Annotated in this window: 13 protein-coding genes; 4 read left to right on the forward strand and 9 right to left on the reverse strand. The window is 60.5% G+C overall.

All coding sequences use genetic code 11. The features are described 5' to 3' along the window. Window positions 1–68: 68 nt before the first annotated feature. Window positions 69–665, forward strand: a complete 597-nt coding sequence (gene phaR, locus IFT66_RS13585; RefSeq protein ID WP_174197184.1) for a polyhydroxyalkanoate synthesis repressor PhaR — start codon at window positions 69–71, stop codon at window positions 663–665. A 91-nt stretch (window positions 666–756) separates the two neighbouring features. On the opposite strand, the gene rpmF is transcribed toward phaR, so the two are convergent. From rpmF to mtgA, 4 genes are all read right to left on the reverse strand, one after another. After that, the gene (gene rpmF / locus IFT66_RS13590; RefSeq protein ID WP_062462189.1) at window positions 757–942 is read right to left on the reverse strand and encodes a 50S ribosomal protein L32; all 186 of its coding nucleotides are present in this window, start codon (window positions 940–942) and stop codon (window positions 757–759) included. A 168-nt stretch (window positions 943–1110) separates the two neighbouring features. Further along, on the reverse strand, window positions 1111–1758 hold the full coding sequence (locus IFT66_RS13595; RefSeq protein ID WP_192077882.1) for a glutathione S-transferase family protein: 648 nt from the start codon (window positions 1756–1758) through the stop codon (window positions 1111–1113). A gap of 14 nt (window positions 1759–1772) precedes the next feature. Next, on the reverse strand, window positions 1773–2495 hold the full coding sequence (locus IFT66_RS13600; RefSeq protein WP_092659218.1) for a DUF1868 domain-containing protein: 723 nt from the start codon (window positions 2493–2495) through the stop codon (window positions 1773–1775). A 111-nt stretch (window positions 2496–2606) separates the two neighbouring features. Beyond that, window positions 2607–3353 carry a monofunctional biosynthetic peptidoglycan transglycosylase gene (gene mtgA, locus IFT66_RS13605; protein WP_174197186.1) on the reverse strand — a complete coding sequence of 249 codons (747 nt, stop codon included), beginning with the start codon at window positions 3351–3353 and terminating at the stop codon, window positions 2607–2609. Between the two features lie 131 nt (window positions 3354–3484). On the opposite strand from mtgA, the gene IFT66_RS13610 reads away from it, so the two are divergent. Further along, the gene (locus IFT66_RS13610; protein ID WP_192077883.1) at window positions 3485–4399 is read left to right on the forward strand and encodes a polyprenyl synthetase family protein; all 915 of its coding nucleotides are present in this window, start codon (window positions 3485–3487) and stop codon (window positions 4397–4399) included. 49 nt (window positions 4400–4448) lie between these two features. Then, a complete protein-coding gene (locus tag IFT66_RS13615; RefSeq protein WP_192077884.1) occupies window positions 4449–5090 on the forward strand; it encodes a LysE family translocator in 642 nt (213 codons plus the stop codon). 25 nt (window positions 5091–5115) lie between these two features. On the opposite strand, the gene IFT66_RS13620 is transcribed toward IFT66_RS13615, so the two are convergent. The 3 genes from IFT66_RS13620 to IFT66_RS13630 all read right to left on the reverse strand — a co-directional run bounded on the left by IFT66_RS13620 (window position 5116) and on the right by IFT66_RS13630 (window position 8439). Next, entirely contained in the window at window positions 5116–5775 is a 660-nt protein-coding gene (locus tag IFT66_RS13620) for an OmpA family protein (RefSeq protein WP_113111677.1), read from the reverse strand. A 114-nt stretch (window positions 5776–5889) separates the two neighbouring features. Then, window positions 5890–7140: a flavodoxin-dependent (E)-4-hydroxy-3-methylbut-2-enyl-diphosphate synthase gene (gene ispG, locus IFT66_RS13625; RefSeq protein WP_192077885.1), complete on the reverse strand. Its 1251-nt coding sequence runs from the start codon at window positions 7138–7140 to the stop codon at window positions 5890–5892. A 105-nt stretch (window positions 7141–7245) separates the two neighbouring features. Then, a complete protein-coding gene (locus tag IFT66_RS13630) occupies window positions 7246–8439 on the reverse strand; it encodes an MFS transporter (RefSeq protein ID WP_174197189.1) in 1194 nt (397 codons plus the stop codon). A 219-nt stretch (window positions 8440–8658) separates the two neighbouring features. On the opposite strand from IFT66_RS13630, the gene IFT66_RS13635 reads away from it, so the two are divergent. Continuing rightward, the gene (locus IFT66_RS13635) at window positions 8659–9570 is read left to right on the forward strand and encodes a DMT family transporter (protein WP_192077886.1); all 912 of its coding nucleotides are present in this window, start codon (window positions 8659–8661) and stop codon (window positions 9568–9570) included. 20 nt (window positions 9571–9590) lie between these two features. On the opposite strand, the gene pyc is transcribed toward IFT66_RS13635, so the two are convergent. Both pyc and IFT66_RS13645 read right to left on the reverse strand, forming a co-directional pair. Then, window positions 9591–13052 (reverse strand): pyruvate carboxylase, encoded by a 3462-nt coding sequence (pyc, locus tag IFT66_RS13640; RefSeq protein WP_192077887.1) that lies wholly within the window; start codon window positions 13050–13052, stop codon window positions 9591–9593. A 100-nt stretch (window positions 13053–13152) separates the two neighbouring features. Beyond that, the gene (locus IFT66_RS13645; protein WP_062462620.1) at window positions 13153–13890 is read right to left on the reverse strand and encodes a helix-turn-helix transcriptional regulator; all 738 of its coding nucleotides are present in this window, start codon (window positions 13888–13890) and stop codon (window positions 13153–13155) included. Between the last annotated feature and the right edge of the window lie 206 nt (window positions 13891–14096).

Consider the following 14096-nt stretch of genomic DNA (forward strand, 5'->3'; position numbering starts at 1 on the left):
CTTACATTCGAGGCGGGAGAAGATGCCAAGCACTAATAATCGCGCGAATGGCGAAGTGGAGGGAAATCATGGCAAAGACCGAAGGTGACGTGACGATCAAGAAATACGCTAACCGGCGTCTCTACAACACCGGAACAAGCACATACGTGACGCTCGAAGACTTGGCTAAAATGGTCAAGAAGGGCGAGGTATTTACGGTTCAGGATGCCAAGACGGGCGAGGACATCACGCACTCGGTTCTGACCCAGATCATTTTCGAGCAGGAGTCCAAGACGGGAAACACGCTTCTGCCGGTGTCCTTCCTGCGACAGCTGATCTCCTATTACGGCGATCAGATGCAGATGGTGGTGCCGACCTTCCTCGAACACTCGATGAAGACGTTTACGGACCAGCAGGTGCAGATGCGCGAGCAGATGACGAGTGCGTTTGGCGACACGCCGATCGCCAAGAACCTGCATCTTCCGATGCAGATGATGGAAGAACAGGTGCGGCGCAATACGGACATGTTCCGTCAGGCCATGCAGATGTTCGCGCCCTTTGCCGGTGCCGCGACGCCGCACCAGTCCGCCCCACCATCGGGCAAGAAGGCGGAAGCCAAGGACATCGACGAACTGAAGGAGCAGCTCCGCGCGCTTCAGGGTCGTCTCGACAGCATGAGCACCTGAACGGCACCTGCTGCGGGAAGAAACGCGCCTTACCGAGCGCACAACAAAAAAGGCCGGCAAAGCCGGCCTTTCAAGCAATCATCAGAAAAGCTTATGCGCTTTCCTTCGGCGTCAGAACCTGACGGCCGCGGTACATACCGGTCTTGAGATCGATATGGTGCGGACGGCGCAGTTCGCCGGAGTTCTTGTCCTCGACAAATGTCGGGGTCTTGAGAGCGTCAGCAGAGCGGCGCATACCGCGCTTCGACGGGCTCGTTTTTCTTTTAGGTACAGCCATTTTCGTTACTCCACTTCGTGCAAAACAGGGATTTCCGGCCGGAACTGAGGCCGAACATTCCATGTCTCGATCTCGGAAATTTGGCGCGCTTATACATGCCAACCGGGTACTTGACCAGTCCCTGCAGGGATATTGGCGGGATTTTTTCGCAAACCACGCCGAAACACCTCAGGCCTCGTCTTCTTCGACGATTGCTGTCTCCTGAAGGGCCGCTTCCTGCCATGAAACCCAGGCCGGATGCGACGTCATTGCCTCCATATACGCAAGCGTGTCGGCGTCGTCTACCAGATCATAGACCGCAAAGCGATTGACGACCGGTGCGAACATCGCGTCCGCTGCGGTAAAGTCGCCAAACAGGAACGGACCGCCGGATTTTGCCCGCAGTTCCCGCCAGATGGTTTCGATCCGCGCGACGTCGTCCATCACCCCGTCGGGGAGATCGATGCGGCGCTTCGGCCGGCGAAAATTCATCGGGCAGGCATTGCGCAGCGCCCGAAAGCCAGACAGCATCTCCATCGAGATGGAGCGAGCGACGGCACGATCCGCAGCTGACGTCGGCCAGATCCCGCTTTCCGGAAACAGCTCGGCTGCGTATTCGATGATCGACAGCGACTGCCAGACGCGCACGTCGCCATGATGCAGAACCGGCACCTGGGCATTGGGCGAGATCGTCTTGTAGCGTGGATTGCCTGCCGGATAATCGAACGGGATTAGCACTTCCTCGAAAGGAACGCCGGCAGCGGTCAGCGCAATCCAGGGCCGGAAGGACCAGGACGAATAGTTCTTATTTGCGATATAGAGGACGAATTTTTCCATCGGCGCAATTTCCATCAGGTCTCGGAATCGAAAATCATCAGTTCGTGGAAATGGTTCATGTCCTCGAACGAGCAGAATGCCGGCGGCCGCAATTCCAGAACAGGAACCGCGCGCTTGATCTCAGCAGTCACCTCGTCGAGCATCGCCTGCCAGGCCGGCAGCGCTGCATCCGACAGGCGCTCGATCACATAGGCAAAGGTAATGTGAAACGCATAGTCGTCGTGATCCGGATGGCGATAACCGAGGAGCCGCGCCAGCGCATCGCGCCAGGCCTTCATCGCCCTGCAATCATTCTCGGACCTCCCCTCGACCACGAGACCCGACGGCTTGGCGCTTTTCACGGTGACCTGGAACGGATCCAGCGTCGAGAAACCTTCGAGCCGAGCCGCCATGATTTCCGTCATGTCCTCGATCGGCGTTTCGAGCGGCATATCGTCCGGCCAGAAGCGAGGCTTGCGGCGATGCTCGATGACACCCTGGAACAGCGTCATGTGCAGGCTGGTGATCGGCGTGAAAAGAAAACGCTCAGCTTCCGGCATCTCGAGATAGCGCGCGCGTGCCGACACAAGCAGCGCCTGCGTTGCCGATCCTTTTTCCAGATGGCAGACGATCGTGTTGCCGGGCTCGGGCAGAAAGCCGCCTCGCCGTCCGTAACGCGTTCCGAGCCGCGGCGGCGGTTTTGGATTGTGCGTCGCCGAGTATTTGAGGAGATCGGGCGAAATCAGTCTGGCATCCATCGGCGGTCCACTTTCTGCGTAAACGCACTCACAAAGCGTGCTCGACGCGCTCTTACGCCAGCGTCGATACTGACAGATGACATGAGGGACGTTTAACGCTTAGTTTTGACGTCACCCATAAATGCATTTGATGTAATCGCTGGATGCGCGGGCGCGCCGTTCCACGACACCCGCCAGCCGCTGCATTCCGCGGCCGGGCTTGCTGGCGACCCGCGTATGCGGATTGGGAAGTGCGACGGCGAGCAACGCGGCCTGACGGGCACTCAGCTTGGCGGCTGGCACCTTGAAATGATACTGCGCCGCCGCTTCAGCCCCGTAGATACCAGGTCCCCATTCTGCGACGTTGAGATAGATTTCCATCAACCGCCATTTCGGCCAAATGAAATCCTCAGCCAGCGCCAGCGGCAGTTCCAGCCCTTTACGGATGAAGGAGCGGCCGTTCCATAAAAACAAGTTTTTGGCCGTCTGCATCGGAATGGTGCTCGCGCCACGCGTTGCCTCGCCGTCCAGTGCATCCTGCACGACGCCGCGCATCTGGCGCCAGTCGACGCCGCCGTGGAAACAGAACTGGCCGTCCTCCGACATCATCACGGCCCGCACGAGATTGGGCGAGATGTCCTCGATATTAACCCACTGGCGGTCATACCCGCGCAGAAGAAACAGTTCCGACAGCATGAGGGTGGACACCGGCCGCGTGAATGGCAGCGCATAGACCGGGATGAGAAGATAGGGCAGCACCACCAGCGCAATGACGAACAGGATGACGCGCCGGAGCCACGTGGTGTTAGGCAGGCGAAACCGTCGTGCGGGCCTCACGGGTTCGTCTTCTTCGGCATGCTGTTCAGGTGCGATATCCAAGGTGCTTCTACCCGCCCGTTTAAAGTTTCATAGCCGGTGGCGCTTTCGAAGGCCAGTCCACCGGCTGAAACTTCGGCAATGCTGGTAAATCGACATTGCCTGTATCGTCGCCCCATGCCAAACAGCCCGGCATGAACACGACCGATCCTGCATTCGAAAGCCGGTTGAAAGACAGCGCAGTCGCCACCGAGGCGCTGCTTGTGTCGCTTCTTTCGGATCAAACGTTGCCCGACGAAGTCACGCGCCCGGCCCATCTGATGGCCGCGATGCGCCATGGTTCGCTGAATGGCGGAAAGCGCCTGCGACCGTTCCTGCTGCGCGAAAGCGCGCTTCTGCTTGGTGGGAACGAACAGGCCGCCATGCGCATCGGTGCCGCACTCGAATGTCTGCACTGTTATTCGCTGATCCACGACGACCTGCCCGCCATGGACGACGACGACCTTCGCCGTGGTCAGCCGACGGTCCACAGGGCATTCGACGAGGCGACCGCGATCCTTGCCGGCGATAGCCTGCTGACCTACGCCTTCGACATTATCGCAGCGCCTGAGACAGCTTTGCCAGACCGGGCGAAGACGGAACTGGTTCTGGCCCTTGCCCGCGCAGCCGGTTCCGGCGGCATGGTGGGTGGCCAGGCATTGGATCTGGCTGCGGAGAAATCGGCACCTGATGAGACAGGCATCACCACACTGCAGGCGATGAAGACCGGTGCGTTGATCCGCTTCGCCTGCGAGGCAGGTGCCATCATCGCCGGTGCAGATCAGGAACACCGTCAGCGCCTCAGAAAATTCGGCCAGGTCATCGGGCTTGCTTTCCAGCTTGCTGATGATCTTCTCGACATCACCTCCGATGCTGAGACCATGGGCAAGGCGACCGGGAAGGATGCCGCCCGCGGCAAGGGCACGCTGGTTGCCATGCATGGCACAGACTGGGCGGAAAAGAAGCTCGATGCGCTGACGGCAGAGGCCGTCGACCTGCTTGCGCCCTACGGTGAAAAGGCATTTATTCTGCAGCAGACGGCGCGCTTTATCGCCAGCCGTCAGAACTGACGAGACGGGACAAAGGCAAGCCTCCCGGATCAACCCCGAGGAGTAAAGCATGCCGGATGTTTTCGCCTACCTGCCCTATATCTGGCCGGCCTATCTCGCCTATCTCATCGCCGTCCTCAGCCCCGGACCTGCCAATTTAGCCATTATCGGAATGGCGATTTCGCATGGCCGTCGAAACGGAGTGATTCTTGCGTTGGGCGTCTTCTGCGGCTCGCTGACCTGGGCCTGCGCTGCCGCACTCGGGCTCGCCGCCATCCTGCGCACCTACGCGATCGCGCTTGAGATCATGAAAATTCTGGGCGGGCTCTATCTGATCTATCTTGCCTGGAAGGCGTACCGCTCGGCGCGGACGCCGGATATCGAGACCGCATCGAGCGAGAGCAGAACGTCCTACTCAGCAAGGCAACTCTGGCTGCGCGGCTATGCCATCCACGTCACCAATCCGAAGGCGATCTTCGGCTGGCTGGCGATCATCTCGCTCGGCCTGCCGGCGGATGCACCGCCTTCGGCAATCCTGCTGATCGTCGGCATCTGCTCGACCTCAAGCCTGGTCATCTTTACCGGATATGCGGTTCTGTTTTCGACGCGCCACGCCCTTCGCGGCTACAAGGCCGCGCGGCGCTGGATCGAAGGCACGATGGCGGTGTTCTACAGCATTGCCAGCGTGAAACTGCTGACGAGCCGGATCTGACCGGCTCGTCGATATCTGTCCGAACTCAGCCCTGTTCGATCGGTGCGATCGAGACTTCGACGCGGCGGTTCTGGGCGCGACCATCCGGCGAGGCGTTGGAAGCGACCGGCTGCGACGGGCCGTAGCCCATGGTCGAGACACGGCGCTGATCGACGCCGCGACCACCGAGATAGTTGGCGACCGAGACGGCACGGCGTTCCGAAAGCGCCTGGTTGTGCTGCAGGCTGCCGGTCGAATCCGTGTGACCGTTGACGTCGATATAGGTCTTGCCGAACTTGTTGAGCACGATCGCAACCGAATCGAGCGTGGCATAGAACGGCGGGATCACCTGATCCTGATCGGTGGCAAAGGTGATGTTCGACGGCATGTTTAGAATGATGCGGTCGCCGTTGCGGGTCACCGATACGCCGGTTCCCTGCAGCTGCTGGCGCAGTTCGGCTTCCTGGCGGTCCATGTAATTGCCGATGGCGCCACCGGCGAGGCCACCGATCGCAGCGCCGATCAGCGCATTGCGACCCTTGTTGCCGCCGCCGATCAACAGACCGCCGACCGCGCCGAGACCGGCACCGATGGCAGCGCCACCAGCCGTATTCGACATTTTCTGCTGACCCGTATAGGGATCGGTCGTCGTGCAGGCAGAGAGATACGTCGCGCAAGCTGCGACGATAGCAATTTTTTTCAACATATGAATCAGTTTCCCCGTCGTCCGTAGTACCCCTCATTTACCATGAAATACGGCAATAGCGAGGAGAGGCCGCGGCAGCCGGGATAAGGAATTATCCCTATCCGGGAATGACGCTTACTCGGCGGCGGTTTTCTGGCCGAAGCGGTTCTCGATGTAATCGATGACCAGCTTTTCGAAATCCTGAGCGATATTGGGACCGCGCAGCGTCATCGCCTTCTGGCCATCGATGAAGATCGGAGCGGCAGGCGATTCGCCGGTGCCGGGCAGCGAGATGCCGATATCGGCATGCTTGCTTTCGCCGGGGCCGTTGACGATGCAGCCCATGACGGCGACGTTCAGGGCTTCGACGCCCGGATACTTTTCGCGCCAGATCGGCATGTTCTTGCGGAGATCGTTCTGGATGTTCTGGGCAAGTTCCTGGAACACCGTCGACGTGGTGCGCCCGCAGCCGGGACAAGCGGCGACCACGGGAATGAACTGGCGGAACCCCATGACCTGAAGGATTTCCTGCGCAACCTGCACTTCGCGGGTGCGGTCGCCATTCGGTTCCGGTGTCAGCGACACACGGATCGTATCGCCGATCCCGTGCTGCAGGACATAACCCATGGCAGCCGACGAGGCGACGATGCCCTTGGTGCCCATGCCAGCCTCTGTGAGGCCAAGATGCAGCGCGTGGTTGGAGCGCTCGGCCAGCATCGAATAGCAGGCAATGAGATCCTGCACCTGGCTGACTTTTGCGGAGAGAATGATCCGGTTGCGCGGCAGGCCGATGTTTTCCGCAAGCTCGGCCGAAATCAGCGCCGACTGGACGATCGCCTCATGCATCACCTGGCGTGCCGAAAGCGGCGAACCGGCTTCGGAATTGCGGTCCATCAGCGTCGTCAAAAGATCCTGGTCGAGCGAGCCCCAGTTGACGCCAATGCGGACAGGCTTGTCGTAACGGATCGCCATCTCGATGATGTCGCCGAACTGCTTGTCCTTCTTGTCCTTGAAACCGACATTGCCCGGGTTGATGCGGTATTTTGCGAGCGCTTCGGCGCAGGCCGGATGATCGGCCAGAAGCTTGTGGCCGATATAGTGGAAATCGCCGATCAGCGGCACGTCGAGGCCGAGGCGCAGCAGACGCTCGCGCACCTTCGGCACGGCGGCAGCGCTCTCGTCGCGATCGACGGTGATGCGGACGATCTCGGAGCCTGCCTTGTAGAGCGCCGCGACCTGGGCGACGGTCGCATCCACGTCAGCCGTATCGGTATTGGTCATCGACTGGACGACGACAGGCGCACCACCACCGACGATCACACCGCCGACATCGACGGCAACCGTGGCGCGGCGGGGCTTCGGATCATAATCAAGCGGTGCGTTCATGGGATTGTCTCGTTGCCTTTGCCCTGGGGCTAACTGGGGGCATAAACCGTCTTTCAGGTGGCGTATGACCGCCGGCTTGTCAACCAGCGGCCATGAATAGTTGGGTCAGTGATGCGCGCCGTCCGCGTGCCGGGCAAGGCTTGAGAGAAGCAGCGTCACCAGGATCAGCACCGACAATCCCGCGAAAATGCTGCCAAGTCCCGTATGCTCCGCGATAAAGCCGATCGCCGACGGTGCAACGAGAATTCCGGAATAGCCCATCGTGGTGACCACGGACAAACTGACGCCCGCTGCCATGCCCGGCAGATTGCCGGCCGCGGAAAACAGGATCGGCACGATGTTGGAAATGCCGATGCCGGCGAGAGCAAAGCCTGCAATGGCCATTGTCGAACTGGTCGCAAAACCGATCGTCAGCATGCCCAGCATGGCGATGACGCCGCAGACCCGAAGCGTATTGACGGCACCGAACCGGTCGCGGATGAGATCGCCTGCAAAACGCATTGCCGCCATCGTGAACGAGAAAGCCGCAAAGGCGAAGCCGGACAGCGTCAGCGAGGCCGACAGCTCGTTGCGCATGTAAAGCGCGCCCCAATCAAGAATGGATCCCTCGGGGATCATGCAGAACAGCGCCATGATTCCGAGCAGCCAGGGAAGCGGTGACGACGGCAGGCGGCGTCCGGCCCCGGCCGCCCTCTCCTCCGGATGCGGCGCATCCTGAAGCACCATTTTCCAGGCGACGGCGATCATGACGGCGGCGACGACGGTTACGAAAAGCGCATGCGGAAGAACGCCGATCCGTTCAAGAAGAAAGCCACCGGTCGAGGCGCCGAGCAGGCCGCCGAGGCTCCAGAACGCGTGGCAGGATGACATGATCGCGCGGCGCATGCCTTTCTCAGTCGCAACGGCATTGGCATTCATTGCCACATCCATCGCGCCGATCAGGCCGCCGAACAGAAACAACGCAACCGCTCCGCTCCAGATGCTGCCAATCAGCGACAGCAGAAGAAGCGTCGGCGTCAGCAGGACCGCGGTGACCTTGGAGACAATGCTCGATCCGAACCTTGCGATCTGGCTGCCGGCGATCGGCATCATCACGATGGAGCCTAACCCGAAAATCAGGATCATCACGCCGAGCGACTTTTCGCTCAGCTCCAGACGTGCCGCAAATTCCGGGATCTTTGGCGCCCAGGCACCGATCATGAAGCCGTTCATCAGAAACAGCAGCGATACGCCGATCCGCTCCGGTGTGATGAAAGCACGTCGGGTCTTGGCTTCCGCCGGCGAAGACAAATCGTTCATCAGGTTGCTTCCTCCAGGCGCTGAAATTTATTTAAATCGATTTAGATTGCAATCTTCCGCGCTCAGCATGAGTTTCACGATTTATGTCTCCGGTTCACGCTTGTCACCCCTTAGCAACGACGGATGGAGCGCGACGAAGCTGATTGCAATCGCTGCAGAACGCCTTAAGCATTCGGATATGCAATGATATGAGGCGTCGGTATCCGGCGTGTGACTTTCTTGAAATCCAGCATCGGCAGCGGCATTCTTCTCGTCAGCACCTCCTACTTCGTGTTCACGCTTCATGATGCGGTGATCAAGCTGCTGGTGGTCGATGTCGGCGTCTGGCAGATCATTTTCTTCCGAAGCCTGACGGTTCTGATCGCCTGCCTCGTCATCGGGGGACGCGGTTTCATCCCGCGCGTTGTCCGCTCGCCGATCGTGCGGCCGATGATGGTGCGCAGCGTGATCCTTCTCGCCGCATGGGTTTCTTTCTACACCGCAGCCAAGTCCCTGCAATTGGCCGAACTGACGACGATCTATTACGCCAATCCGATCGCCGCCACCCTGCTTGCTATTCCGGTTCTGCGCGAAAAGGTGCCAGCGGTCCGCTGGGTGGCGATCATCCTCGGCTTCGTCGGCGTGGTGATTGCCGCAAATCCGGCCGGGTTGACACTTTCGCTCCCGGTCGGTCTCGCGCTCCTCGCGGCAATCCTCTGGGCCATCGGCAGCGTTCTCTTGCGCAAGACGGCGATGAACGAGAAGACCCTTGTCCAGATGACGCTCACCAACTTCTTCTTCGTGGTGATGACCTTCGTCATGGCCGTGCTGACATGGCAGCCGGTCGATCTGAAAAGCGGTGCGCTTCTGGCGCTCGTCGGCATTCTCGGCGGCACCGCCCAGGCGACGCTGTTCGAGGCGATGCGACGGGCGCCGGTCTCGGTGCTTGCCCCGTTCGAATATTCCTCGCTGATATGGGCGTTCGTGCTGGGCTACGCCATCTGGCAGGACATTCCCGCAAGCAATGTCGCCGCCGGTGCCGCACTGATCTTCTGCGCCGGACTGCTGATCGTCGCCAGCGAGCGGCTGGCGGCGAGGCGCTATCGCCTCGCTCAACCTGCGGACGGCCCGGACGGACCGACGGACGCCTGAGTCGTCAAGAGTTTGACCCGTCAGGACCCGTAGACGACGAGCAGATCCTTGGCGTCGATCTGGTCGCCGGCCTTGACCAGCACTTCGGCAAGCGTGCCGTCCTTTTCGGCGTGCAGCGCGGTTTCCATCTTCATCGCTTCGATGGAGACAAGCACGTCACCGGCCTTGACCGCCTGACCCGACGCCACGAAGACGCGGGAAATGACGCCCGGCATCGGCGCGCCCAGATGCAGGGGATTGCCGATATCGGCCTTTGCCCGCACAGCCGAACCGCTTCCGCCATGGGCCCGGTCCGGAACCTTGATGCGGCGTGGCTGCCCGTTCAGTTCGAAAAAGGCGGTGACCATGCCCTGCGCATCCGGCGCACTCGTCGCCTGGTTGACGATGACGAGCGTCTTGCCGCGTTCGATATCGGCAAACAGCTCTTCGCCATCCGCAATCCCGTAGAAATAGGCATGCGTCGGCAACACGGAGACCGGACCGTAGGTCTCCGACGCCAGGGCGAAGTCGGTGAACACTTTCGGGTACATCAGATACGAGGCGAACTCGAAGTCGTCGACCTTGCGCTCCAGCTTGTCCTCGATCGTCTTGCGCTCGGCATCGAGATCGGCGGGGGCCAGCAGCGAACCGGGAACGTCGGTATAGGGCTGATCGCCCTTCAGCGCTTTTTTCTGGAGCGCCTGCGGCCATCCGCCCGGAGGCTGGCCGAGATCGCCCTTCAGCATCGACACGACCGAATCCGGGAAGGCGATGTCCTTGGCCGGGTTTTCGACGTCGGCCACGTTCAGATCCTGGCTGACCATCATCAGCGCCATGTCGCCCACCACCTTGGACGACGGCGTGACCTTGACGATATCGCCGAACATCCGGTTCACATCGGCATAGGTCTGCGCGACCTTGTGCCACTTGCTCTCGAGACCGAGCGAACGGGCCTGTTCCTTGAGGTTGGTAAACTGGCCACCCGGCATTTCATGCAGGTAGACTTCCGAGGCCGGACCCTTGAGATCGCTCTCGAACGCCGCATACTGGCCGCGCACCGCTTCCCAGTAGAACGAGATCTTGCGGATCCATTCCGGATCAAGCCCGGTATCGCGGTCTGTTCGCGACAGCGCTTCGACGATCGAACCGAGGCAGGGCTGCGACGTGTTGCCCGACAGCGCATCCATCGCCGCATCGACGACATCGACGCCGGCATCGACAGCCGCAAGCACGGTCGCAGCCGAGATGCCCGACGTATCGTGCGTGTGGAAATGGATCGGCAGCGAAGTCGCTTCGCGCAATGCCTTGAACAGGACGCGGGCGGCAGCAGGCTTCAGCAGGCCCGCCATATCCTTCAGCGCGATGATATGGGCGCCGGCCTTTTCGAGCTCTTCCGCCAGTGCGACGTAATATTTGAGGTCGTATTTCGGGCGCGCCGAATTCAAGAGATCGCCGGTATAGCAGATCGCGGCTTCGCAGAGCCGGTTCTCCTCGTTCACCGCATCCATCGAGACGCGCATGTTGTCCACCCAGTTGAGGCAGTCAAACACACGGAAGACATCGATGCCGCCCTTTGCGGCCTGTTGGACGAAGTATTTGACGACATTGTCGGGATAGTTCTTGTAGCCGACGCCGTTTGCGCCGCGCAGCAGCATCTGCAGGAGAATGTTCGGCGCCGCCTCGCGGATCAACGCCAGCCGTTCCCACGGGTCCTCGGTCAGGAACCGCATCGACACGTCGAAGGTGGCACCACCCCAGCATTCCAGCGAGAACAGGTTCGGCAGCGCGCGTGCATAGACCCCGGCCACGCGGGCGATGTCATAGGTCCGCATGCGGGTAGCGAGCAGCGACTGGTGGCCGTCGCGCATCGTCGTGTCGGTGATCAGCGCCCGGCTTTCGCCCCGCATCCACTCGGCGAATTTCTTCGGGCCGAGCTCATCCAGCTTCTGCTTGGTACCGGCGGGAATATCGCCGTTGATATAGGGCAGAACAGGCTTTGCGGCCTTTGCCGACGGTGCCGGACGACCCTTGGTTTCCGGATGACCGTTGACGGTGACGTCGGCAAGATAAGTCAGAAGCTTGGTGGCGCGGTCGGCGCGCTTCACCTGTTCGAACAGTTCGGGCGTCGTATCAATAAACCGCGTCGTATAGGAATTGTCGCGGAATTTCGGGTGGGTAATGATCGCTTCGAGGAAGGTGAGGTTCGTCGCGACGCCGCGGATGCGGAACTCGCGCAGCGCCCGGTCCATGCGGGCGATCGCTTCCAGCGGCTGCGGCGCCCAGGCCGTGACCTTGACCAGCAGCGGATCGTAGAAGCGGGTGATGATCGCGCCCGAATAGGACGTTCCGCCATCGAGACGGATGCCGAAACCCGACGCCGAGCGATAGGCGGTGATGCGGCCGTAATCGGGTATGAAATTGTGCTCCGGATCCTCAGTGGTGATGCGGCACTGCAGCGCATGGCCGTTCAGCCGGATGTTCTCCTGCGCCGGAACACCTGATTCCGGCGTGCCGATGGCAAAGCCGTCGAGGATGTGGATCTGCGCCTTGACGATATCGATACCGGTGACGACTTCGGTCACCGTGTGCTCCACCTGGATGCGCGGATTGACCTCGATGAAGTAGAACTTCCCGGTGTCGCTATCCATCAGATATTCGACCGTGCCGGCGCCGACATAGTTGGTGGCGCCCGCGATCTTCAGCGAATAGGCGGCAAGTTCAGCCCGCTGGTCCTCGGACAGATAAGGCGCCGGAGCGCGTTCCACGACCTTCTGGTTGCGCCGCTGGATCGAGCAGTCACGCTCGAACAGATGCACGACGTTGCCATGGGTATCGCCAAGGATCTGGCTTTCCACATGGCGGGCCCGCTCGACCAGCTTTTCGAGATAGACCTCGTCCTTGCCGAAGGCCGCTTTCGCTTCGCGCTTGGCCTCGACCACTTCCCTGGCGAGGTCCTTCGGATCGCGGATGGCACGCATGCCGCGACCGCCGCCACCCCAGGATGCCTTGAGCATGACCGGATAGCCGATCTCCTCGGCCATCTTCGCCACGACCGCCATATCATCAGGCAGCGGTTCGGTTGCCGGCACGACCGGTACGCCGACCGAAATCGCAAGATTGCGGGCCGCCACCTTGTTGCCGAGCTGGCGCATCGTATCGGGCCGCGGGCCGATGAAGATGATGCCGGCCTCGTCGCAGGCATCGACGAATTCAGGGCTTTCCGACAGAAGGCCGTAGCCTGGATGGATCGCATCGGCGCCCGAGAGCTTGGCAACCCGGATCACTTCCGGGATCGACAGGTAGCTCTCGATCGGGCCGAGGTCTTTTTCGAGATGCGGACCGCGACCGACCTGATAGCTTTCGTCCGCCTTGAACCGGTGCAGCGAGAGCTTGTCTTCTTCCGCCCAGATCGCCACCGTCTTGATGCCGAGCTCATTGGCGGCACGAAAGACGCGGATGGCGATTTCGGAGCGATTGGCGACGAGAATTTTCGATATCGGCAAGACAAGCCTCCCCAGGTGCCTCGAATGGTGCACCGCAAGAGATCAACATCTCCCGCATTAGGCAAGGGCTATTTGGTCGATAGCCGGCGTCACGGACGCTTCAGGTCACCAGCCCATGGCGAAATGCCATGGCCACCACATGCTGTCGGTTCTTCGCTTTCAGCTTTTCCTGGAGGCCGTTGATATACCAGTCGACCGTGTGGTTGGAGATGTCGAGCGACCGTGCGATCTCATGCGATGTCATGCCGTCGGCAAGAAGCGCCATGACTTCCATCTCGCGACGGGTGAGCTGGGTATCCAGTCTGGCCGAGGCCTCGAGCGCCGTCGCGTCGCCGGCGATCTCCAGCAGTCTCCAGAAAATGCGCTTGGCGGCCGTGTCGAACAGTGAGATCTCGGTGGGCGATAGATCGATCGGTTTGCCGCCGATGATCATGTTGCCGAGAAATCCGTTGCGTCCATGGATCGGAAACACGTAGCCGTCGTCGAGACCATGGCGGCCCGCTTCCTGCATCATCCGGTCCATCCGCGAACGATGCGGATCGGACTTCAGGGCAAGGATCGAATCGCGCCAGCGGAACGGGCGATGGGCCGCATTCAGCATCCGCATGACAGGGTCGATGACCGTATATTTGCGCGCGCGATAGACCTCGACCCAGCTGTCCGGCCAGCGGGAGATCAAGGTCATTCCCTCGGGATCCGTTTGCCCTTTTCTCAGGACGATTGCATAGAATTCGAAACCGTAGGTTTTCAGGAGTGACGCAAGATTGTTCGCCACTTCCTTCGTCGTTCGTGCCTCTTCAACCAATACAAGCAACTGCACAACAAATTGGATGCTCAAATTCGCCCCCAGACCGTCTCCCCGACGATCGGCTTTATTCTTATAAAACACCGACGCCGGCATAGAACCCGACCGCCCGCTTAACATAGTTATCATTTATACCACGTACATGCCGAAATCTTGTGATTGACGCAGCGATCAGGATCGGCATCAGCATACCGCATCGGTAACCTAACTACGGGCGAACCCTTGCTCTCACTGGATTA

The organism is Rhizobium sp. CFBP 13726, assembly GCF_014841925.1.
In the GTDB taxonomy this organism is placed as follows: Bacteria; Pseudomonadota; Alphaproteobacteria; order Rhizobiales; family Rhizobiaceae; genus Neorhizobium; species Neorhizobium soli.